This window comes from Bradyrhizobium sp. CCBAU 21365 (assembly GCF_015291305.1).
Classification (GTDB): Bacteria; Pseudomonadota; Alphaproteobacteria; order Rhizobiales; family Xanthobacteraceae; genus Bradyrhizobium; species Bradyrhizobium elkanii.
Genome location: NZ_CP030036.1, coordinates 2,083,343 through 2,105,586 on the forward strand (window position 1 = coordinate 2,083,343; position 22,244 = coordinate 2,105,586).

Consider the following 22,244-nt stretch of genomic DNA (forward strand, 5'->3'; position numbering starts at 1 on the left):
AGCACGTGCCGAAGAAACGCGCATTACAAACGTAGGTATAGTTGTTCTAAACCTTTCCAAATGGCGCGCCGACGTGCGTACAATCGAGGCTCAGATGTCTGTTTTCTTTCACTGCGATAGCCCTTTGGCAGGCGCGCGCGGCTGTGGAGGCCGCGGCCGAGCACAACTGTATGCGGCCAAGGCACGTCCAGCGGCGGGGTAGCTGCGAGCCGCGGGTCTGCCAGGACGTGACGCTGAACAATGAGACGCCCGTCGTTGAATATCTAAAGAGCGCCGACAAGCAGTGGAGCACCGTGAGTTTGCTCAATGCGATCCATCTCGACCTGGTGAAGGTGCCGATCTGGTTCACGAGTCATCACTGCCGCAGCATCGGTGGACGAGGCCAGTTCGCTGGCCACGCGCCAAGCCGTTTCATGGATAGATCCAGTAACTTTGCCCGTCAGGCCCGGCCAGGTTCGGTCGGAATCGTATAGTCTGTCCCGGCCGACCTTACGCCGTCATCTGGATCGCTTTGGGGCACGACACCGAGTCGTGGTACGACCCGCAGATTCCGCGAGAAGAACTCCGGCTCGCAGTTCATTCGGCTGTGCCGATTTGAACTGCGAAAAATTCGGAGTTGGCTACGCTCAGTTCGAGCGTGCCTTGAAATCACGGACAGGACCTGGAGCCTATATCCTTGAGCTTCGTGTATCGGCACCGGCGGTGGGCTGCTCGAGCCGGGCATGTAGGGTCGCGTCGTCGAGCTCGCCTTCCCACCAGGACACGAACACAGCGGCGATGCCATTGCCAGTGATGTTGGTAAGGGCTCGCACCTCGCTCATGAACTTGTCGATCGAAAATACGATCGCCATGCCCGGCACCAATGCCGGGTTGACCACCGACAATGTCGCGGCGAGTGTAATGAAGCCTGCGCCGGTGACGCCGCTTGCTCCCTTCGAGGTCAGCATTGCCACGAGCAAGATCGTGAGCTGCTGGCCAAAGGTCAGATCGACCCCGAGTGCCTGGGCAATGAACAATGTCGCAAGCGTCATATAAATGTTGGTGCCGTCGAGGTTGAAGGAGTAGCCGGTTGGCACCACGAGGCCGACCACGGGCTTTGAGCAGCCCAGCCGCTCGAGCTTCTCCATCAATTGCGGCAGCGCGCTTTCCGAGGACGAGGTGCCAAGCACGATCAGAAGCTCGTCCTTAATATAGATAATGAACTTGAAGATCGAAAAGCCGACGATCCGCGCGATCAGGCCGAGCACGACGACCACAAATATCGCGGCCGTCGCATAGAACAGTACGATCAGTCCGATCAGATTACCGAGCGCCGCCGGCCCGAACTTGCCGATTGTGAAGGCCATCGCGCCGAACGCGCCGATCGGGGCGGCTTTCATGATGATGGCAATCACGCCGAACACTGCGTGCGCGACGTCGTCAATCATGCCGCGCAGTCGTTCTCCACGCTCGCCCAGCGCCATCAGCGAAAAGCCAAACAGAATCGCGAACAGGAGCACTTGCAGAACATCGCCGCGGGCGAGGGCGCCGACCACCGTATCGGGAATGATATTGAGAAAAAAATCGACGGTCTTCGAGGCTTCCGCCTGCTTGACATAGTTGGCGACCGCCGCAGCGTCCGGTTTGACCGCAAGACCATGGCCGATTTGGACCAGATTGCCCATGACAAGGCCCAACACCAAGGCAAAGCTCGATACGATCTCGAAATAGACCAGCGCTTTAACGCCGACGCGCCCGACTTTCTTTGCATCCTGGATATGTGCGATCCCGGATGCGACGGTGCAGAAGATGATCGGTGCGATCACCATCTTGATCAGCTTGATGAAGCCATCACCAAGCGCCTTGACCCAGTCGTTGGTCGCGACCGACGGCCATAGCCAGCCGACGATGGCGCCAATCACGATCGCGATCAACACCTGAACGTAGAGAATTTTATACCAAGTCTGCGACGCGCGCGCGGGCGCCGCAGTTGCCATGGTGGTCATGACGCTTCCTTCCCGAATACACTCGAATGCGAGCCGCTGCGTCGTTCAGAGGCGACGGCATCATTCGAGGCTGTCATTTTAGCCGTGTCCGATTGAAGACGATTCCGGGAGCCGGCGCGTCATTCCAAAGGCAGGCGTTCAGTTACGTTATCGTTTTTCGTCAAGCAAGATCCGCACCAGAGCCAACCTGCAGTCGATCGAGTCGCCATCGGATAAGCACCTGTCTTCTGACGGGTCTTTGAATCTTCGAACGGCATTTGTGAGGTCGATCGAGAAGGCGTTGCTCAGCGTCATGCCGCCTTTTGCTGGCAAGTGTCCCGAGGCACCTCTTGGCATAGAAATCCTAGAGTGATCAGTACCCTTCAAGTGCGCGACTTGATGCAACAGTACGTTACATTGGTAAAATTGATTGTTTGGATCGTAGGCATCCAGGCGATGGAAGCGTGCGACATCTAGAGGGCCGGTCGATGTGAGGTCGTATCGGCATCGGCGCTCGCCGAGCCGATAGCGTTACGATGGGGTTCTCGACTCGATCATTCTGCTCTGAACTCTTTGCCAGGCAGCACGAGACCAACTTATTCTTGCTGCAGATATACGGGCGAGCTCGAATCGAGTTACGACAATCGGATGGCGGTGAATGTGCTCCAGTATGGTCCGGTAAGACCGATGGTTCGGCAGAATTTCTGCGCATCATCCGCATTGTGAAGGTCGCCCGATCAGCTTGCCATGTCCATGATTGTCCAAGGTCGTAGGCTGGACGGTCGCTAGATAATGGACGAGCGCTAGATAGGAGTGAGCTTTGCCACCACGAATAGCGCTTTCTACTTGGGGTGCCGAAAGTCGCTTCATCGATATTCGGTATCCCTCCAGGGAGCGCGCTTCTCCATGATGATGGCGCGATAGTGCCGCCGTTCGCGGCCGGCCTCTCACCTGGAGCTCTCAAATGCCCTATTTGATGTCAGATCCATCCACCCGGTTCCTGCGTACGCCGGAGGCTGCGCGTTATCTTAGCCTATCCGGCCGCACGCTCGAAAAGCACCGCACGTATGGCACGGGGCCAGCGTATCGAAAGATCGGCGGTCGCGTCATCTACGCACTGGATGATTTGAGAGCATGGGCCGATCTCGGCACCAAGACGTCGACGTCTGATCCCGGCAAGGGAACTGTGCTGCCGGCCAAGAAGCCCCAATCCGGCGTCCCTTCGCAGGCCAGGAATCTCGCCGATAGCCGAGGCTGCGACAGTGCAGGGACTAGATGCAGCGGGTGTGCACGATGGCGAGCTTGGATTCATCCGCTAGCAGTTTTGGTGCGTCGCAAAAAATCTTCACCGAAGCGGAGCCCGACCGAGCCGCTTGGGACCATTACTGTATACAGAAATTCCATTGTAAGCCCGCATATTCGTCACTTTTTTGGCCCCTTTCAAATTTATGTATACAGTCGGTGTCCCTAAGCGAGGAATCGGCACATGAGCCATTGCTTTCCGACGAATGTCTGGTACGCGGCCGCTTGGGATGCAGAGGTGAAGCAGGCGCTGTTGCCGCGCACGATCTGCGGCAAGCACGTTGTGATGTATCGGCGCGCCAACGGGGAGGTGGCGGCACTGGAGGACGCCTGTTGGCATCGATTGGTGCCGCTCTCAAAAGGGCGTCTTGAGGGCGACAGCGTTGTCTGCGGCTATCATGGGCTGAAATTCAACGCGCAGGGCCGCTGCACCTTCATGCCCTCGCAAGAGACGATCAACCCCTCCGCCTGTGTGCGTGCCTATCCTGTGGTCGAGCGCGATCGCTTCGTCTGGCTGTGGATGGGTGATCCGGCGCTGGCCAACCCGCGCTTGGTGCCGGATATGCACTGGAACGATGATTCCGCTTGGGCCGGTGACGGTGACACCATTCACCTGAAATGCGATTATCGTCTGGTTGTCGACAACCTCATGGACCTGACGCATGAAACGTTTGTGCACGGTGCCAGCATCGGCAATAACGCCATCGCGGAAGCGCCGTTTGACGTCACCCATGGTGAGAAGACCGCTACCGTAACGCGCTGGATGAAGGGGATTAGCGCCCCGCCGTTCTGGGCCAAGCAATTGCAAAAACCTGGTCCGGTGGACCGCTGGCAAATCATTCGTTTCGAGGCGCCGTGCACCATCAATATCGACGTCGGAGTGGCGCCCGCCGGAACAGGCGCGCCGGAAGGCAACCGATCGGCCGGCGTCAATGGTATTGTCCTCAACACCATTACGCCCGAAACGGAAACGAGCTGCCATTATTTCTGGGCCTTCGTGCGCAATTATCGCCTGAACGAGCAGCGCCTGACCACCGAACTCCGTCAAGGCGTTTCTGGCATCTTCCGCGAGGACGAGGTCATTCTCGAGGCGCAGCAGCGCGCAATCGACGAAAATCCAGACCGGGTCTTCTATAATCTCAACATCGATGCTGGCGCGATGTGGGCTCGCCGCTTGATAGATCGCATGATCGAGGCCGAGAATCCCTCGCAAGGTCAGCAGGCCGCGGAGTAGAGCATGGTCGAGCGCGACAGCGATCGTTCAGTCTCGCAAACAGTACGCGCCCAGCTCAGCTTGCGCGACCTGATCCTTTCGGGTGACTTGCGGCCAGGCGAGCGGATCTCCGAGTTGCAGGCTGTGGAGACGACCGGCGCATCGCGCACCCCGGTGCGAATGGCATTGGTTCGGCTGGAGGAGGAAGGACTTCTGGAAGCGATCCCTTCTGGCGGTTTCATGGTGAAGGCATTCTCCGAGCGAGATGTCCTGGATTCAATCGAACTGCGTGGTACGGTGGAGGGGCTGGCCGCGCGCTTTGCCGCCGAGCGCGGCGTTCCGTCGCGCGATCTTGAGCCTCTAAAAGGATGTCTTGACGAGATCGACGGCTTGGTGCGGCAGGATCCAATCTCCGTCGAGGCATTTTCCTCCTACGTCGCGCTCAATGCGCGTTTTCACGCGCTATTGACCGAATTGTCGCGCAGTCCTCCCTTGATCCGGCAGGTCGATCGCGCGTCGGCGCTCCCATTCGCCTCGCCCAGCGGCTTTGTGATGACTCAATCGACACTGCCGGATGCGCGCCACACACTCTTGATTGCACAAGATCAACATCGCGTCGTGATCGATGCAATCGAAAATCGCGAAGGCGCACGGGCCGAGGCAATCATGCGCGAGCACGCCCGAGTGGCGGCGCGCAATCTGCGCCTGGTGCTCAGGAACAAGACGCATTCTGACCTGCTGCCAGGACTGGCGCTCATCAGGATGGCAGGCGATTAAAGGAAATCTCCATGCGGTTCATTGAAAGCTGGACACCCGCAACGCTCGTCGCGACGCGCGATCTGACACCTTCGATCCGCGAGTTCCTGATCAAACCGGAAAACTTTGATGGCGCGGCTTATCCGGTCGGCAGCCATATCAATATCGCCGTCACTATCGATGGGCGCCCGGATACGCGATCCTATTCCTTGGTCGGCGAACCCGAGCGAACCGGCTATCGTATCGCCGTGCGGCGCGCGGAGGACTCCCGCGGCGGCTCGCAGTACATGTGGTCGCTCGCGCCGGGCGCCCGACTGACCATTACATTGCCGGCCTCTTTGCTGCCGATTGACTGGGCGCGCCGGCACTACTGCCTAAAGCGGGATGGGTTTAGGTTGAATCGATTTGGGATTCCCAAATCAGTGTGTTTCTGATTCACCATGCTGGCTGGATAGGAGGCCGGCATGGATGGGCAAGCCTTATTCCCTGGATCTCCGTAACCGTGTCGTAGCCGCGATTGAGGGCGGGATGTCCCGCAATCGGGCCGCCAAGCAGTTTGGGGTGGCGATCAGCACTGCCATCGGCTGGATGCAGCGTGTCGATGAGACCGGCAGCGTTGAGCCTGGCCAGATGGGCGGTCACAAGCCGAAGGCGGTTTCGGGAGACCACGCAGTCTGGCTGTCGCAGCGGATCAGGGACGGCGATTTCACCATACGTGGTCTCGTTGCCGAGCTCGCCCGTCGCGGCCTGAAGGTCGATTACCACTCGGTGTGGGACTTCGTCCATGCCGAGAAGCTCAGCTTCAAAAAAAAGCGTGGCGGCTGGCGAACGCGATCGACCCGAGGTCGCGAGGCGACGAGCCCAGTGGACAAAGTATCAAGATCGCGTCGAAGCTGAGCGGCTGGTCTTCATCGACGAGACCTGGACCAGGACCGATATGGCGCCCTTGCGGGGATGGGCGCCGCGCGGACACAGACTTCACGCCAAGGTTCCTCACGGCCGCTGGAAGACCATGACCTTCCTGGCGGCCTTGCGCCATGACCGGATCGATGCGCCATGGTTCATCGAAGGGCCGATCGATGGCGTGAGCTTTCGCACCTATGTCGAGAAGGTTCTGCTGCCCGTCCTTCGACCCGGCGATATCGTCATCTTGGACAACCTCGGCAGCCACAGGAGCAAGGTAGTTCGCCAGCTCATCCGCTCGGTCGGCGCCAAGCTCTTCTTCCTGCCAAAATACTCGCCCGATCTGAACCCGATTGAACAGGTCTTTGCCAAGCTCAAACACCTGCTTCGCAACGCCGCCGCGCGAACCGTCGACGCAGTCTGCGCCGCTATCGGCCACGCGCTCGACGCCTTCACCTCCGAGGAATGTGCCAACTACCTCAAAAATTCAGGCTATCGAACTTAATGCCATCACGCTTTAATCGCGGGCGGCATCGGCATTACGCCACTGATCGGGGCAGCTTTGGCGTTGGCGCGCCGCGATGCCGACTTCACTCTGCATTATGCCGTTACTTCTCGTGAGCAAGCCATCTATTTGGATGTTCTCGCTCCCCTGCTGAACAAGCGGCTTATTGTCCATGCGGGCAACGAAGGGCGCAGGCTCAATTTGGATGACTTGTTCGCTTCGCTGCCGCGCGACGCCTTGACCCTCTTGTGCGGTCCGATCCGGATGCTCGATGCCGCGCGCCGGGCCTGGACTGGTGCAGGACGCGCACTATCCGACCTACGTTACGAGACCTTCGGTTCGAGCGGCTCACTGCCGACCGAGGGGTTTCGGGTGCGCCTTGCAGATCAGGCCATTGAGATCGAGATTCCGCGCGATCGCTCGTTGCTGGACGTGCTCAATGGGGCCGGTTACGAGGTGATTTCGGATTGCCGGCGCGGCGAGTGCGGCGTCTGCGCCATCGATCTCGTCAAAATCGACGGTGAGCTTGACCACCGCGACGTTTTCTTCAGCGAGCAGCAAAAGCACGCGAACGAAAAGATCTGTGCATGTGTTTCTCGCGCCCGCGGCATGATCACCGTCGATATACTGCACCGACCGGACGCGCTATAGGTTCACTGCGACTCCTTGTTTTAGGTAGCAGATCGTTGCCTCAGAACTCGGCAACTAACGTATGCTTATGGTTTGTTACGTTCACAGAACAGTGGCGCATGATTGCCGGATGGCGGTCCGCGGCCCGTCTTTCTCCTCGACAAGGCGAAAGTTGAGCACGGAATGAACTCCGAGAGCCGGTCTCGTCCATTCTCGCAATGGGGCTGTGACGGGAGTTCTGCGCTTATACACGCCGGCCCTTGAGCGACACCAACAAACAACCAACATGTCGAAGCAGCATCCACGTCAGGATTTGCATCGAGACATTGCGGATGCGCATCTCGGGCGGCCGCTCTGCCGTCTCATTCTGCCGTCGCTGTCTGCTTGAGAACAAAGATGCCGGAAACTTGACAGCGCGTTAGGTTCACCCCGCAGTATCTCTGGCAGTTATGCGCGTTTTTCTCACGCTGGACACAGAGCCCACCACATTTCGCAAGCGGCACGGGGATTGCTGGATGGCGAGCTGAGAAGCGGCCGCCGTCAGGCCGGTCGAAGCTGCCCTGTCACAGGAGTTTCCGATGAGCCTTGCGATTCTGCATTTGCTCGCAGAAACGACGCGATCGCTGCGCCGGTATGGCGACGTGCTCTCGCCGGTGGGCTGACGCACATGGATGCCCTTTCGCCAGAAATCTGGCAATCCGTTGCGCTCACGGTCGAGCTCGCCAGCGTGACGACAATGATCCTGCTGGTGATTGGCGCGCCGCTCGCGTGGTGGTTGGCACGGTCAAAAACGGTTTTGAGCGAGGCGGTGGCGACAATGGTCGCGCTGCCGCTTGTGCTGCCACCCACGGCGCTCGGTTTCTGCGTACTCGTCCTGCTCGGCCCGAACGGACCAGGTGGGCTTCTCGCCTCTTTCTGGGGCGAGCACACGCTCGCCTTTACCTTTGCGGGAATCGTGGTCGGATCGGTCCTCTCGGCGCTCCCTTTGGTGGTGCAGCCTATCCGTAGCGCCTTTGTTGCGATGGGTAACCACCCGCAGGAAGTTGTGGCGAGTCAGCGCGTTTCTGCGTTGTTCGCCTTCATTACCGTCGGCCTGCCGCTGGCACGGCTGGAGTTCCTCAAGGCTGGTTTGGTTGGCTTTGCTCATACGATCGGCACATTCGGTGTCGTGATGATGATCGGAGGCAACATTCCCGGGCGCACCAAAGTGTTGTCAGCTTATGTCATTGACTACGTCCAAGCATCGCGCTGGCGCGAGGCAGGTTGGGTTGCCGGCGGTATGGTAATGTTCGCCTTTGCGGTCATGTTCACTTTGACTCTCATCGACAAACGATGTGCCAGGAGAGGCACGTGAGGGGCAGGCGCACTAAGCCGGATCGAAGCATCTTCGGCGTACTGGCCAAGCTGGCCGGTCATAACCGAGCAGCAGTATTGCAAGTCAGATCCGTCCATTCTTAACGAGGACACAATGAATAAGCTCGTTGCAGCCGCGGCGGCCGCTGGTATCAGCTTCAATTCAGCACACTCCGCGCCTTTGCCCGAGGCGAGGGCCGATGACGTCGGAGTTTCCAAGCAGCGCCTTGCCAAACTGGACGAGTTCTTTGCTAGCGAGATCGCAGCCAAGCGCGTGCCGGGCGCAGTGGTTGCAATCGCCAGAGACGGCAAGCTCATTCACTACAAGGCGTACGGGCAACTCGATCCTGAAAAAGGAACCTCGATGAGGCTCGATGCGATGTTCGCGCTCGCGTCTATGACCAAACCGATGGTGGCGGTTGCTGGGCTTACCCTCATGGAACAAGGTCGCCTGCCTCTGAGGGCCAGACTTACGGATTACTATCCCGAATTTGCAAACATGAAAGTGGGAGTATCGCAGCCTGACGGTTCGTTAAAATTCGAAGCGCAGAGTTCCCCGATCTACGTCCACGACCTTTATCGCCACACATCAGGTCTCACCTATGGCGCGCCGCCGGACAGCTCAGACCAAGTGGCGCGTCTCTATCCGGATTTCGCAGCGCCACCGGTCAAGGGCGATAAGAAGGCTTTCATCGAAGGCATTACCAAGCTGCCGTTGGCGCACCAACCGGGAACGGAATTCGAATACGGCTTCTCGACCGACGTGCTTGGCGCTGTCGTGGAACAGGTTAGCGAGCAGCCACTAGGCGAGTATCTTTCCAGCAACCTGTGGAAGCCGATCGGAATGCTGGATGCCACTTTCCATTTGTCGGGATCGCAACGCGAGCGGCTCGCGCGTCCATTTAAAGACGACCCACTGACGGGAAAGCCACAGGGCATCGAGCTCCTCGAAAGTCCGACGAAGTTTGACTGCGGGGGAGCCTGTGCATTCGCGACAGTTGGTGATTATGTTCGCTTTGGGCAAATGCTGCTAAACGGCGGGGAACTCGATGGCCAGCGCATTCTCGGTCCCAGGACGGTGCATCACATGATCTCCAACCACCTTGGGCCAGAGATCAAAAACAAGGTCGCTAATGTGGAGCCGCACCGTGCCGGCTTTGGGTTCGGGCTCGGAGTGGCTGTACGCATAAGCGAGGGTCTCTCGGCCGTTCCAGGCAATCCAGGTGAGTTCACCTGGACCGGCGCTTACGGAACACAATTTTTCTGTGATCCAAAGGAGCGCCTGGTCGTGGTGGTTGGAACGGCTGCGCCCGGAGAGATCCGCAAGTACTACCGCGAGCAAGTCCAGAATATCGTCTATGCCGGCATAGTTCGCTAGCTCGCTTGCCGCCGGCAAAGCGCGATGAACAGATTGGATGATCAGCAAGTGATGTTTGCTGCTGCGGATCGACGTCAAACTAAAAATACCACACCGTCGTCTGCTATCCGCGTTGCGCGAATCGGACCCAGTACATGGAAACGGCGAGATCGCCTCTGCCATCGCTGCGAAGCTCACCGGAGAAAGGTGTGGTTTCGTGATGCGCCAAGCCATCGCCTCGCTAACGCTTGGCTCGCGCGATGAACGATGAACGTTTCTGGATGAAAGCTCTCAAACGCGCCCAGCCTTGCGCCCGCAATCCCGGCGGGCTTGGTACCGCGCGTCATTGACCCAAGGCAGATTGGATCGATCCGCCCTGAAAGGTGAAGGCGGTGTACTGCGGCGCGGAGGGCTCGCTATCGCGCCGTTCTTGGTCGCCGGTTCGGGTTGTTGGTGACTGCCACTTTGGTGTCGTTGCGCAGTTGCGACGATCGCGGCCTCCATTGCATCTGAGAATGGCGAACAAGTCCCATTGAAATCGGTGAGCAGTGCGGTGCCGCGTGAACTGCGGCAATTGCCGTGTCGGCCGGTGTCGGGACCGTGCTTAAAGAGCGAGTATAACGCATTGGCCGCGAGGGACGAGCCATTGTGCTGCATTGTTGGAGTTCTGACATCGACGGTCAAAACCGGACACCATTGGCACGGTGAGCGCGCTCAGTTGCGCAGCTTGCGCTTAGCTCGCCGATCCCACTGCAAATCACGGAGTGGCGGCTTGGTAACCGTCAGATGTTTGCCGGGCGGTGGCCCATTTTTTGCTGCTGAATGTGAGCAATTCGTCAGGGCCGACGAGAAACTTGGAAGGGGTTCATGAGTGGGGCAACGGAAACCTTCTACAGCGTGATCAGACGCCAAGGTATCACGCGTCGCAGTTTCCACAAGTTTTGCAGTTTGACGGCCTCGAGCTTCGGACTCGGCCCGCTCGCCGCAAGCAGGATTGCCAATGCCCTAGAGACCAAACCGCGTATGCCCGTCATCTGGCTGCACGGGCTCGAGTGTACCTGCTGCTCGGAAAGCTTTATCCGCTCGGCCCATCCGCTAATTAAAGACGTCCTGTTGTCGATGATTTCGCTCGACTACGACGATATGATCATGGCCGCGGCAGGTCACCAGGCTGAAGCCATCCTCGAGGAAGCCCGTCTCAGGTACAAAGGCAGATATGTGCTTGCCGTCGAAGGCAACCCGCCGCTGAATGAGGGGGGCATGTTCTGCATTGACGGCGGCAAGCCGTTCGTCGAGAGGCTCAGGTGGATGGCGGAATCATCCATGGCGGTCATTGCCTGGGGGACCTGCGCATCCTGGGGCTGCGTGCAAGCGGCCAAGCCCAATCCGACCGGCGCTGTACCGATCGATAAGGTGATCACCGACAAGCCGATCGTCAAGGTTCCCGGGTGTCCCCCCATCGCAGAGGTCATGACCGGCCTAGTGACCTTCATCACCACGTTCGGAAGGCTTCCTGAGCTCGATCGCCAAGGACGCCCAAAGATGTTTTATTCCGAGCGCATCCACGACAAGTGCTATCGACGTTCGCATTTCGACGCCGGCCAATTTGTCGAGGCGTGGGACGATGAGTGCGCCCGCAAGGGCTACTGCCTGTACAAGATGGGATGCAAAGGGCCGACCACCTACAATGCCTGTTCTGCCCTTCGCTGGAACGGCGGCGTTTCATTCCCCATTCAATCAGGCCACGGCTGCTTCGGCTGCTCCGAAGACGGCTTTTGGGACAAAGGTTCGTTTTACGATCGGCTCACGACCATCCAGCAGTTCGGCATCGAGAAGAACGCCGATCAGATCGGCATGGCCGCTGCCGGCGCGGTTGGGCTGACCGTCGCCGCACATGCGGCGATCACGGCCGTGAAGCGATTGACCCACAAGCCGGATCGCGCAGTTCGCAAAGATAAGCCGACTTAAAGGGGGCGACGGTGGTGGTCCAGACTCCGAATGGGTTCAACCTCGATCGTTCCGGCAAGCGAATTGTGATCGATCCGCTGACCAGGATCGAGGGCCACCTGCGCGTCGAAGCCAACCTCGATGCGGACAACGTGGTCCGCAATGCGGTCTCGAGCGGGACGATGTGGCGTGGAATCGAAGTCATTCTGCGCGGGCGGGATCCGCGCGACGCCTGGGCGTTCACCGAGCGGATTTGCGGTGTCTGCACCGGCACCCATGCGCTCACCTCGGTGCGTGCCGTTGAAAACGCGCTAGGGATCACCATTCCGGAAAATGCGAACTCGATCCGCAACATCATGCAGCTTTGCCTGCTTGTGCATGATCATCTCGTGCATTTTTATCATCTGCACGCGCTGGATTGGGTCGACGTCATCTCTGCGCTCAAGGCCGATCCCAAGTCCACTTCGGCGCTGGCGCAGTCTATCTCGCCCTGGCCGCTTTCGTCCCCTGGTTATTTCAAGGACCTGCAGATCAGGCTCACCAAATTCTTCGGATCAGGGCAGCCCGGTCCGTTCAAGAACGGCTATTGGGGTCATCCGGCATACAAGCTGCCACCTGAGGTGAACTTGATCACCGTGGCGCATTATTTGGAGGCGCTCGACTTCCAGAAGGAGATCGTCAAGATCCAAGCAGTCTATGGCGGCAAGAACCCGCATCCGAACTGGCTGGTCGGCGGCGTGGCCTGCGCGATCAATATCGATGGAACTGGTGCGGCCGGTGCGATCAATATGGAGCGGCTTAACCTGGTGTCCTCGGTCATCGACCGTTCAATCGAGTTTGTCGAGCAGGTCTACCTGCCCGACATTGCGGCGATCGGCTCGTTCTATAAAGACTGGCTGCATGGCGGCGGACTTTCCAGCAAAAGCGTGATGTCCTACGGCGACATCCCTGAAAACGCTAACGACTGTTCCGCGAAAAGTCTCAAGCTGCCGCGCGGTGTCATTCTTGGCGGCAATCTTGAGGAGATTTTGCCGATCGACCATGGCGATCCCGAGCAGATCCAGGAATTCGTCGCGCATTCATGGTATAAATACCCGAGCGAGTTCAGCGGACTGCATCCCTGGGAGGGCATCACCGAGCCGAACTTTGAGCTGGGGGCAAAGGTCAAAGGCAGCAGAACAGATATCAAGGAGCTCGACGAAGGCGGCAAGTATTCCTGGATCAAAGCGCCGCGCTGGCGCGGCCACGCCGTCGAGGTCGGACCATTGGCGCGATACATCATCGGTTATGCGCAAGGCAAAGCCGAATTCAAGGAGCCGACCAACAGACTGCTCAAGGGGCTCAATCTTCCCCTGAGCGCGCTGTTTTCGACATTTGGCCGTACTGCGACGCGGGCACTCGAATGCCAGTGGGCGGCACATCAGATGCGTTATTTTCAGGACAAGCTGGTCGTCCACATCAAGGCCGGCAATAGCGCGACCGCCAACGTCAGCAAGTGGAAGCCGGAAAGCTGGCCTAACGAGGCCAAGGGCTACGGTTTCACTGAGGCGCCGCGCGGCGCGCTCGGGCACTGGATCAAGATCAAGGACACCAAGATCGACAATTACCAATGTGTCGTGCCGACCACGTGGAACGGGTCTCCTCGCGATTCCAAGGGCAATATTGGCGCCTTTGAAGCTTCGCTGATCGGTACCCCGATCGCGGACCCGCAGCGGCCCCTGGAGATCTTGCGTACGATCCATTCCTTTGATCCGTGCTTGGCCTGCTCAACCCATGTGATCAGTCCTGACGGCCAAGAAATGGCTTCAGTCAATGTTCGGTAGGGACATGGCCGACAAGGCTCCGCAAAACCCTACCGCCGTCGATGCGCCGCCAACTGTTAGCGGCGGCGGCGGTGGCGCCGCTTACGTCTATGAAGCGCCGGTGCGACTGTGGCATTGGGTCAATGCGGCGGCCATTCTGGTGCTGGGCGTAACCGGCTATCTCATTGGAACCGGGACACCGGCGACGCCGGGAGAGGCTAGCGGCAATTTCTTGTTCGGCTATATCCGCTTTGCGCATTTCTCTGCGGGATATGTGCTTGGCGTCGGCTTCCTGCTGCGCATCTACTGGGCCCTGATGGGAAACCCGCATGCCATGCAAATATTTCGCGTGCCGCTCTGGCGCAGCTGCATTTGGCGCGAAGTGTACGATGAGATGCGCTGGTACGCGTTTCTCGCAGTTGAGCCCGACAGGCGCGTCGGGCACAATCGGCTGGCTCAACTTGCGATGTTCTTTATGTTCACGCAGACGATCACGTTCATGATCGTCACAGGCTTTGCACTTTATGGACAGGGTGCGGGCCGTGACAGCTGGCAGTACAAGCTGTTCGGCTGGGTATTTGCAATCTGGCCTAACAGTCAGGACGTCCATACGTGGCATCATCTCGGGCTGTGGATCGTCGTGACCTTTGCGCTGGTTCACATCTACGCGGTGATCCGGGAAGACATCATGTCGGGGCGGAGCATCTCCTCGATGATTTCGGGTCAGCGTCAGTTCCGCGATTGACTGGGAAGCGGATGCTGACTCCGGAGAGCAAGAAAAGGATCCTGGTGCTCGGCATCGGCAATATCCTATGGGCCGACGAGGGATTCGGCGTGCGAGTGGTAGAGGAGTTTCATCGTCGCTACACCATCGATGACAACGTCTCCATCCTCGATGGTGGCACGCAGGGGCTCTACCTTGTCAGCTTCCTTGAGCAGGCCGATTGCCTGATCGTGTTCGATGCCATCGACTATGGACTTTCGCCCGGGAAGTTGATGCTTGTGCGGAATGACGAGGTGCCGAAATTTACCGCTGCCAAGAAGCTGAGTCTGCATCAGACCGGCTTTCAAGAGGTCTTGAGTGCAGCCGACCTGCTTGACCGCTGCCCGCGAGAGCTCGCTCTGATCGGCTGTCAGCCGCTGGACCTGGAGCGTTGGGGCGGTCCGCTGACTGCACCGGTGCGCTTTCAGATCGCGCCCGCGATTGAACTGGCTTGCAAACTGCTGGCCCAGTGGGGCTCGCCGGCGAAACTGCGGGCTTCGCCGCTGCCTGTATCAGAACGGCTGTTGGGGAACAATATCGACCATGTCAATTATGAAAGGGAGCGGCCGATCTAGCGGCCCGCGGCTATTCATGTGCCTTGGCTTACCAATGACGATTGTTGAGACCGACGGCATCACGGCGCTATGCGAGTATGGCGATGAACAGCGGCGTGTCTCAGTCATGCTGCTCTCCGGCGCGTCGGTCGGCGCCAAGGTCCTCGTCCATATCGACACAGCGGTGCGGCTCTTGGAGGAGGACGAAGCAAGGCGGATCTCGGAAGCACTCGACGGGCTCGAGGCCGGCCTCAGTGGCGAGGACTGCGATCGCTTCTTTGCGGATTTGATCGGTCGTGAGCCGCAATTGCCCGACCACCTGCGGTAGCGGCGCCGCGCACAGACATCGCGCTACCGCGCCTTGCTCGCAAATCGAATCTGCATCGTAGGCAACCTATGCACAGCAGATGTCAAGCGCTTACACCTGCTGATCCGGGCGCGCACGCGATTGCAGCGAGACGATGGATTGGCATGTGCCTTGCTAATAGCTCGCCGAGCAGAACCAAAGATTATCGGAAAGGCGTCTGATGAAATTCCAGCCGGCGCAGCATGATTTGGCGCGGCCCGCTCTGTCCGAGGTAGCGAGAGCGAACGCCGGTGCACATCTGACCGCGCAGGATCCCGGGAGTTGGGGCGTGGAGCTGCTGTCGGCAGCGGGTCCCGTAAATTCGCTGTGGGCCAACCACGTCGCAAACGCGCTTTCTGAACAGATCAAGGCGCACCGGCGGCCCATGCAAGGGGGCGCAACCGCGCGCGGCGCCGGTAGCGAGCTGGGTGGGCGGCTCGGCCTGCGTGGCCCGCCGACGCAGATCGAGTGCCATCAGCGCGGCACACTGCGCCGGGTCGGCAAGAGCCAGATCCGTTTGGTCAAGGTCGACCGCATCTCGGCACCGATCGTCGGACCACACGCCGGCGGCGACTGCACCGCCGATAGCATTGCCTCTCGGCGAGCCCCACGGAACTTCGCATCATGAAAACGGCGGCGCGTATTCGATACGAAGCCGCCGCTGCGGCGGTGGGCGGGTTTCCCGTGAATGCGGATAGTCGCGACATCGTCCATAGCGAGCCAACGGCTGTGGCGACGCTGGCCAGGCGCGCTTGGCGCGATGCCGACGAGCTTGCAAAAAACTGTCCGAATGCCATCACGCTGCTATCGAACACAGCTGCCGCCGCTCGTGGCCAGAAGAGTAGCGCACGCACGCAACTGTACAGGCTTTCGAATCTCAGTGATCTCGAGCGCAACCTGATTGCCGAAGTGCTTGGGGAAGGCGAGGTCGCCGGCGTCGTTGCGCTGCCAGATGGCTCTCAGGCGGGAATCCAGGAGTCCGTACTTGCGGGAATCTGGCGCGTGCGCATCGGGACGGATCCGGCACACGAATATGTTGAAGTCGGGGCGATCCCGCAGATCGTGCAGCGCGCCGCAACGGACCTGGCGTCGACCGATCTGGCGATCGGCACCGCGCCGGATGGGGCGATGAACGTGCTGCCGGTGCTCGCCGAAACACGCGAGCGGGCCCGCGCCTGGCGGCCTGGCATGCGCACGCATGTCATCAATCTCACGCTTTTGCCGATGAACGACATCGACCTGGCGTTTCTCCAGCAGAGCGTGGGCAATGGTCCGGTCCAGCTCATCTTTCGCGGCTACGGCGCATGCCGAGTGCAGGCGACTGCGATACGGAATGTGTGGTCGGTGCAGTTCTTCAATTCTATCGACAACATCATCCTGGATACGCTTGAGATCGGCGGCGTGCCGATTGTTGCGTTGGCTGCCGACGAGGATTTCGAGGATTCCGCCGAACGCCTGCAGGAAATCATGAAGGCTTACGTCACGTGAAGAACTTGGAGAATATCTGGCATTCGGCTGGCTCTCACGGATGGCGCCCGCGTCCAACGTGGCATTGGCTGGATCGTGTACAACTGACAAGAGAGCGATGGCGACACAGACTTCTGCGCGAGTGCGTTGCGTTCCAAAAACTGAAAGCGTCTTCGGCTTTCGCACGTCGATGTCCGGCTTCGGGTCGGTTGAAAATGATGCTTGAGCGCGAACAGGACCTTCGCAGGAGCAAGAACCCCGATGTGTCGGCACCTGAGGAGATGCTCGTAGCAGCCGACTGCGATATCGCCGGTCGAGCCGTGCGCACGCGACCGACCTTGAACGATCCGTGTTCAGGGTCCAAGCGATCGGGGTTTCGCACGTGCAGAGGGCAGGGCCCGTTAGCATGATGGGCGCGCCTTGGGCCATGAAGTTGGTCGCCTTCTTGCGCAAGAGCAACCGCCAACGGCATGCTGGACCGAAATCGAACCTGCGCTTGCGAGTTCGATTCCGCAACATTGAGCTTGGTGGCAGCGAAATCGCATCATTGGGCTCGATTGCCTGTTGCTCCCTGCTTTCGGCGATCTCACGCAACGACATGGGTGGCGCCCGCGCCGAAGCAGCGGTCCTTGCCACGATGTGGCCGCCCAACCGCCGAGCGCTAAATCATACCGAAGCGCCACGTCTCTGTCCGATCGACCGCCGGCATTTCTTGCGCGAGATGATGACGGAGCGGTGCGCATGAGCCTCGTCGCTCGCAACAAAATCGATGTCACCATATCGCTTGCTGCCGACGTCATCGCCGCGGTCGAGATCCTGCCGCGAGCCCGGCCGCCACTGGCACGGCTGTTCGCCGGCAAACCGGCCTCGGCGTTGCTCAAGGCGCTGCCGCATCTCTTCCCAGTATGTGCCGCTGCGCAACAAACCGCATTGCTGTCCGCGATCGAGGCGGCACGTGACGAAAAGATCATCCTCGCGACGACACAGCGTCGTATGCTCTTGGTCGTTGCCGAGCGCATCTCAGAATTGCTGCGGGGCCTCTTGGTCGGGTTTCCTACGCCGAATGTCAGTGCGGCGGCGATCCGGTCCCTCATACGAGGACTGTCAATGCTTGTGGGCGGCGCACGGCCAGCACGCGGCTCTATTCGGCGTGAGGCTATAGCGCAGATTGTGGCTTCGCTCGCGGCACTCGGCATGCCGGATGAAGATGGCGCGCCGAGGCCCGGTAGCCCGTTCGCGCTTTGCATTGCAGCGCTTGACGAAGTCGACCTGAGGTCCATCTCGATCGCGCACTCGTTCCTGTCCGTTGCCGACGACCGCAACATCACTGAACGGCTGCTCGGCGATGACCCGACATTTTGCCATTGTCCCGATCTTGGTGGGCATGCGCCCGAGACGGGTCCATGGGCGCGCCAAATGACGCGTGATCGGCTCTGGCTGGGTCGGTCGGGTGCGGTCGCGCGGCTGAAGGCCAGAATTGCAGAAATCCGGCAGCTATGCGATTGGCTCAAGTCCGGTGCTCATATCGAATCGGCCGAGCCTGGGATCATCGAAAGCTACAGGTTAGGTCCTGGACGAGGAGCGGCCGCGATCGAATGCGCCAGGGGCCGGCTCTATCACGCGGTCGAGCTTGATCCTCAGGGCCAGATATCCCGCTTCGAATGTCTTGCGCCGACGGAATGGAATTTCCATTGGCGCGGACCACTTGTCCGGAATCTGCAGGGCGCGGGGCTGACGACGAGACGACATCAGAAAGCGGTTCGTGCGGTGATTGAATCGCTTGATCCCTGCGTCGGATTCACACTCAAGTTTCGCAAAGTTGACGATGCATGAAATGGCGCTTTGTCAAAGCATCGTCGAAATCGTCGAGGAGGAGGCGCATCGCCGATCGTTTTCCCAGGTGCGGAGCGTCTGTCTGGAGATCGGGGCGTTGAGCCATGTTGCGCCTGAAGCGATCAGGTTCTGCTTTGCTGTCGTTGCAACGCGGACCATTGCCGAGGGCGCGGCTGTTAGAATCATCGAATGTCCCGGCGTGGCCTGGTGCATGACCTGTTCGAAGAGCATCGAGATTGCACGGCGCGATGAGTGCTGTCCATGCTGCGGCAGCTATCAGTTGCAGGTAACAGCAGGCGAGGAGATGCGAGTGAAAGAGCTGGAGATCGATTGATGTGTAGCGTATGCGGCTGCAGCGGACAGGCGTCTTCAACTGAACGCGCCGAAGTGCATGATGCGCAAGGTCGCGTTCGCGGCCGTCCCGATGTGCAGGACAATTGCGATCGCCATGAGGTGCATCTGCATGGCGACCAGGGCCTGCAGCATTCACACCATGCCGGCCATGGCCATGATCACCCTCATCATCTTGGCCATCATCAGGCGCATGATGGGCAGGCGTTTGTGAGCCGCGGCGCCGACCCGGCTGCATTGAAGGTCGCGGGTAAGAGCTGCGAGCATATCATTCAGGTCGGGCGCGACATCCTTGGCAAGAATAACAGGATCGCGGCGGAAAACCGCGCCCTCTTCATGGCCCACGAACTGCTCGTATTTAATCTTATGTCCAGTCCTGGTGCAGGCAAGACCTCGCTGTTGGTCCGCGCCGTGTCCGAGCTCAAGCGCAGCTGGACGATCGGGGTCATCGAGGGCGATCAGCAGACCTCGAACGATGCCGAACGCATTCGCTCGGCCGGCGTGCCAGCTATTCAAGTCAATACCGGCAAGTGTTGTCATCTCGATGCTGCCATGATTGGTGAGGCCTATCGCCGCTTGCCGCCGCTCACGCGCGGTATTCTCTTCATCGAGAACGTCGGCAATCTGGTCTGTCCCGCTGCCTTCGATCTAGGCGAGGCCTGCAAGATCGTGGTGTTGTCGACCACCGAAGGCGAAGACAAGCCGCTCAAATATCCGGATATGTTTGCCGCTTCTTCGCTCATGCTGATCAACAAGATTGATCTGGCATCGCTGCTTGAGTTCGATTTGGGCAGGACCGTCGAATACGCAAGACGCGTCAATCCCAAGATCGAAGTGCTCACGGTCTCGGCGCGGACCGGCGAGGGTTTTGGCTCACTCTACGGTTGGATCGATGAGCAGGTAGCGCATCAAAGGCGCGCCTTGGAGGACACCAGGCGATGAGCGCCGCCGCCATCTGCGACCGAACACGGCTGCGCGTGCGCGTGAGCGGGGCCGTGCAAGGAGTCGGCTTTCGCCCCTACGTCTATGGCCTTGCCAGGCGATACGGATTGGCGGGATTCGTCGTCAATGGCCCCGAGGGCGTCACAATCGAAGTCGAGGGTAACCGGGCGTCCGAGTTTGTCGCTGCTTTGCCGCTCGAGCCGCCTCCACTTGCACGTATCGACCACATCTGCGTTCAGCGGACCGGGGCGCTCGCGGCACAAGATTTTTCGATTCACACGAGCGAAGGCGGCAGGTTGTCAACTCGGATCGTTGCCGATGCCGCGACCTGCCGGCAATGCCTGGGCGAGCTATTCGATCCAGAAAATCGCCATTACCTTTATCCCTTCGTCAGCTGCTCCCATTGCGGCCCGCGCTACACGATCGCCGAACAGCTTCCGTATGATCGCCGCAACACGGTCATGAAGGCTTTCAGGCTGTGTGCCGCCTGCGCGGCCGAATATGCCGATCCAGCGAGCCGCAGGTTTCGCGCGGAGGCGATCGCGTGTCCGATATGCGGTCCTCGGCTTAGCCATGGGGTCAACGCCATTGCTGCGGCGATTGCCGGCGGCCAAATCGTGGCAATAAAGGGGCTCGGCGGGTATCAGCTGCTTTGCGATGCGCGCAACCAGGACGCCGTGCAGCGTTTGCGCAGCAGAAAGCAGCGCCCCCAGAAGCCGTTCGCGGTCATGGTCGGTTCCATAGAGCGTGTCAACGAAATCGCGGAAGCGAACGCGGCAGAGCTTGCGCTGCTCGAATCCGTAGCACGTCCCATCGTGCTTTTAACTTCGCGCAATGATTTGGCGCCCGCGACGGCTCCTGGCTTATCGCGCGTAGGTGTCATGTTGCCGGTAGCGCCACTGCATCACCTCATCTTTCATGCGCTTCACTCGACAGGAACATGGCTTGCGGGGGCAGCCCCGGTCATCGTCGCAACCAGCGCCAATTCTTGCGGCGAACCGCTCGTGATCGACAACGCGCAGGCGCTGCGGCGGCTCAAGGGGATTGCCGACCTTGTCGTGACCCATGATCGAGATATCCTGACGCGCGCCGATGACACCGTGCTGTCGGTGGTGGCCAGCCGGCCTCAGTTCGTTCGCCGGGCACGTGGCTATGTTCCCGAACCGATCCGGCTTGCGAGGTCTGTGCCGGTCGTGCTCGCCGTCGGCGGCGCCCTGAAGTCAACCGTCACCATCACGCGGGGCAACGAAGCCTTCGTCTCCCAGCATATTGGCGATCTTGATACGGCCGAAGGGATCTGTGTGTTCGAGCAGACGATCCACCACCTCACATCGACCCTTGATGTGGAGCCTGTCGTCATTGCCCATGATATGCATCCCGATATGGCGTCGACCCGGTTTGCGCAAGCAAGCGGCCGGGCGCTTGTCGCCGTCCAGCATCACCACGCCCACGCTGCCGCTGTCATCGCTGAGCACGGGCACGCCGGACCTGCGCTTGCCTTGGTGCTCGACGGCCATGGCTTCGGTTCCGACGGCGGTAACTGGGGTGGCGAGCTATTATTGTGCGAAGGAACGAGGTTTCGACGCATCGGGCATCTCGCGCCCCTGCAAATGCCTGGCGGCGATCGCGCAGCCCGCGAGCCGTGGCGTATGGCAAGCGCAGTATTGCAGGCGCTCGGCCGGGGTCATGAAATCGCGCCTCGCTTTGCTGCGCAGCGGCAGGCTGGGCGTGTGTCAGCATTGCTCGATCAAGCGGGCGGAGCCACGACGACCAGCGCGGGCCGGTTATTCGATGCCGCGGCGGCGCTGCTGGGGGTTGCAAGTTTGCAGAGTTATGAGGGCGAGGCCGCGATGAAGCTCGAGGCGTTGGTACGGCGGACTGCAATTCTCGAAGCGGGCTGGACCATCGACCGCGACGTGCTGTCGCTTCGCCCGCTGTTTTCGCGGTTGATTGCAGACAACATCGACACCGCGGACGGAGCCGGGCTGTTTCATGGCACCTTTGCCGTCGCCTGCATCGACTGGGTCAGGCGCGCTGCGCGGAGAACCGGCGTCAATACCATCGTTCTAAGCGGCGGCTGTTTTCTGAACGCGGTGCTGGCGGATGAAATTGAGCGCGGTTGCTGCAGCGCAGGCCTCAACCCGCTGGTGCCACGGAAACTGCCGCCCAACGATGGTGGTTTGAGCCTTGGTCAGGCCTGGGTTGCCGCTCTGCAGACTGCCGAACAGTCGTCAGCCCTGGAAGGAGCAACCTGAT

General features: G+C 59.9%; 19 protein-coding genes and 3 pseudogenes. 21 read left to right on the plus strand and 1 reads right to left on the minus strand.

Annotated features, from left to right (window positions below; translation table 11 throughout):
- The first annotated feature begins 227 nt into the window (after positions 1-227).
- Positions 228-473: a hypothetical protein gene (locus XI02_RS09830; RefSeq protein ID WP_125459344.1), complete on the plus strand. Its 246-nt coding sequence runs from the start codon at positions 228-230 to the stop codon at positions 471-473.
- A 195-nt stretch (positions 474-668) separates the two neighbouring features.
- Here XI02_RS09830 and XI02_RS09835 read toward each other — a convergent pair whose 3' ends face one another.
- Positions 669-1,985, minus strand: coding sequence for a dicarboxylate/amino acid:cation symporter (locus XI02_RS09835; RefSeq protein ID WP_016839801.1), 1,317 nt, complete (start codon positions 1,983-1,985; stop codon positions 669-671).
- A gap of 955 nt (positions 1,986-2,940) precedes the next feature.
- Here XI02_RS09835 and XI02_RS45195 point away from each other — a divergent pair.
- The 20 genes and pseudogenes from XI02_RS45195 (at position 2,941) to hypF (ending at position 22,243) form a co-directional block, all read left to right on the plus strand.
- Positions 2,941-3,212 (plus strand): annotated as a pseudogene (locus XI02_RS45195) (helix-turn-helix transcriptional regulator).
- A gap of 238 nt (positions 3,213-3,450) precedes the next feature.
- The gene (locus XI02_RS09840) at positions 3,451-4,500 is read left to right on the plus strand and encodes an aromatic ring-hydroxylating dioxygenase subunit alpha (protein WP_016839802.1); all 1,050 of its coding nucleotides are present in this window, start codon (positions 3,451-3,453) and stop codon (positions 4,498-4,500) included.
- 3 nt (positions 4,501-4,503) lie between these two features.
- Entirely contained in the window at positions 4,504-5,256 is a 753-nt protein-coding gene (locus XI02_RS09845; protein ID WP_016839803.1) for a GntR family transcriptional regulator, read from the plus strand.
- A gap of 11 nt (positions 5,257-5,267) precedes the next feature.
- Positions 5,268-5,624: pseudogene (locus tag XI02_RS09850) on the plus strand (FAD-binding oxidoreductase); the annotation flags it as partial.
- Between the two features lie 79 nt (positions 5,625-5,703).
- Positions 5,704-6,643, plus strand: a protein-coding gene (locus tag XI02_RS09855; protein ID WP_370143840.1) for an IS630 family transposase whose coding sequence is annotated in 2 segments (ribosomal slippage) — positions 5,704-6,039 and positions 6,041-6,643 — 939 coding nt in all. Because the reading frame shifts where the segments join, the coding sequence is not laid out codon by codon here.
- A 3-nt stretch (positions 6,644-6,646) separates the two neighbouring features.
- Positions 6,647-7,294 (plus strand): annotated as a pseudogene (locus XI02_RS09860) (flavin reductase family protein); the annotation flags it as partial.
- A 646-nt stretch (positions 7,295-7,940) separates the two neighbouring features.
- Entirely contained in the window at positions 7,941-8,627 is a 687-nt protein-coding gene (locus tag XI02_RS09865) for a molybdenum ABC transporter permease (protein ID WP_016846835.1), read from the plus strand.
- Between the two features lie 114 nt (positions 8,628-8,741).
- Positions 8,742-10,004 (plus strand): serine hydrolase, encoded by a 1,263-nt coding sequence (locus XI02_RS09870; protein WP_016846836.1) that lies wholly within the window; start codon positions 8,742-8,744, stop codon positions 10,002-10,004.
- Positions 10,005-10,850: 846 nt separating this feature from the next.
- Entirely contained in the window at positions 10,851-11,951 is a 1,101-nt protein-coding gene (locus tag XI02_RS09875; protein WP_028344289.1) for a hydrogenase small subunit, read from the plus strand.
- Positions 11,952-11,962: 11 nt separating this feature from the next.
- Entirely contained in the window at positions 11,963-13,753 is a 1,791-nt protein-coding gene (locus tag XI02_RS09880) for a nickel-dependent hydrogenase large subunit (RefSeq protein WP_028344288.1), read from the plus strand.
- Between the two features lie 4 nt (positions 13,754-13,757).
- The gene (gene cybH, locus XI02_RS09885) at positions 13,758-14,477 is read left to right on the plus strand and encodes a Ni/Fe-hydrogenase, b-type cytochrome subunit (protein WP_016846839.1); all 720 of its coding nucleotides are present in this window, start codon (positions 13,758-13,760) and stop codon (positions 14,475-14,477) included.
- 11 nt (positions 14,478-14,488) lie between these two features.
- Positions 14,489-15,070: a HyaD/HybD family hydrogenase maturation endopeptidase gene (locus XI02_RS09890; RefSeq protein WP_016846840.1), complete on the plus strand. Its 582-nt coding sequence runs from the start codon at positions 14,489-14,491 to the stop codon at positions 15,068-15,070.
- A gap of 16 nt (positions 15,071-15,086) precedes the next feature.
- Complete coding sequence (locus XI02_RS09895) at positions 15,087-15,377, plus strand: HypC/HybG/HupF family hydrogenase formation chaperone (protein ID WP_026192295.1); 291 nt, start codon at positions 15,087-15,089, stop codon at positions 15,375-15,377.
- A gap of 199 nt (positions 15,378-15,576) precedes the next feature.
- Positions 15,577-16,023 (plus strand): hypothetical protein, encoded by a 447-nt coding sequence (locus XI02_RS09900; protein ID WP_016846842.1) that lies wholly within the window; start codon positions 15,577-15,579, stop codon positions 16,021-16,023.
- Positions 16,020-16,883, plus strand: a complete 864-nt coding sequence (locus XI02_RS09905) for a hydrogenase expression/formation protein (protein WP_016846843.1) — start codon at positions 16,020-16,022, stop codon at positions 16,881-16,883. The genes XI02_RS09900 and XI02_RS09905 overlap by 4 nt, the downstream gene beginning before the upstream one ends.
- Positions 16,884-17,268: 385 nt before the next feature.
- Complete coding sequence (gene hybE, locus XI02_RS09910; RefSeq protein WP_016846844.1) at positions 17,269-17,607, plus strand: [NiFe]-hydrogenase assembly chaperone HybE; 339 nt, start codon at positions 17,269-17,271, stop codon at positions 17,605-17,607.
- Positions 17,604-18,695 (plus strand): nickel-dependent hydrogenase large subunit, encoded by a 1,092-nt coding sequence (locus XI02_RS09915; RefSeq protein WP_016846845.1) that lies wholly within the window; start codon positions 17,604-17,606, stop codon positions 18,693-18,695. Before hybE ends, XI02_RS09915 begins: the two co-directional genes overlap by 4 nt.
- Positions 18,688-19,029, plus strand: coding sequence for a hydrogenase maturation nickel metallochaperone HypA (hypA, locus tag XI02_RS09920; RefSeq protein WP_016846846.1), 342 nt, complete (start codon positions 18,688-18,690; stop codon positions 19,027-19,029). The genes XI02_RS09915 and hypA overlap by 8 nt, the downstream gene beginning before the upstream one ends.
- Complete coding sequence (gene hypB / locus XI02_RS09925) at positions 19,029-19,988, plus strand: hydrogenase nickel incorporation protein HypB (RefSeq protein ID WP_038376412.1); 960 nt, start codon at positions 19,029-19,031, stop codon at positions 19,986-19,988. Before hypA ends, hypB begins: the two co-directional genes overlap by 1 nt.
- Positions 19,985-22,243 carry a carbamoyltransferase HypF gene (gene hypF / locus XI02_RS09930; RefSeq protein WP_016846850.1) on the plus strand — a complete coding sequence of 753 codons (2,259 nt, stop codon included), beginning with the start codon at positions 19,985-19,987 and terminating at the stop codon, positions 22,241-22,243. The genes hypB and hypF overlap by 4 nt, the downstream gene beginning before the upstream one ends.
- Position 22,244 lies beyond the last annotated feature (1 nt).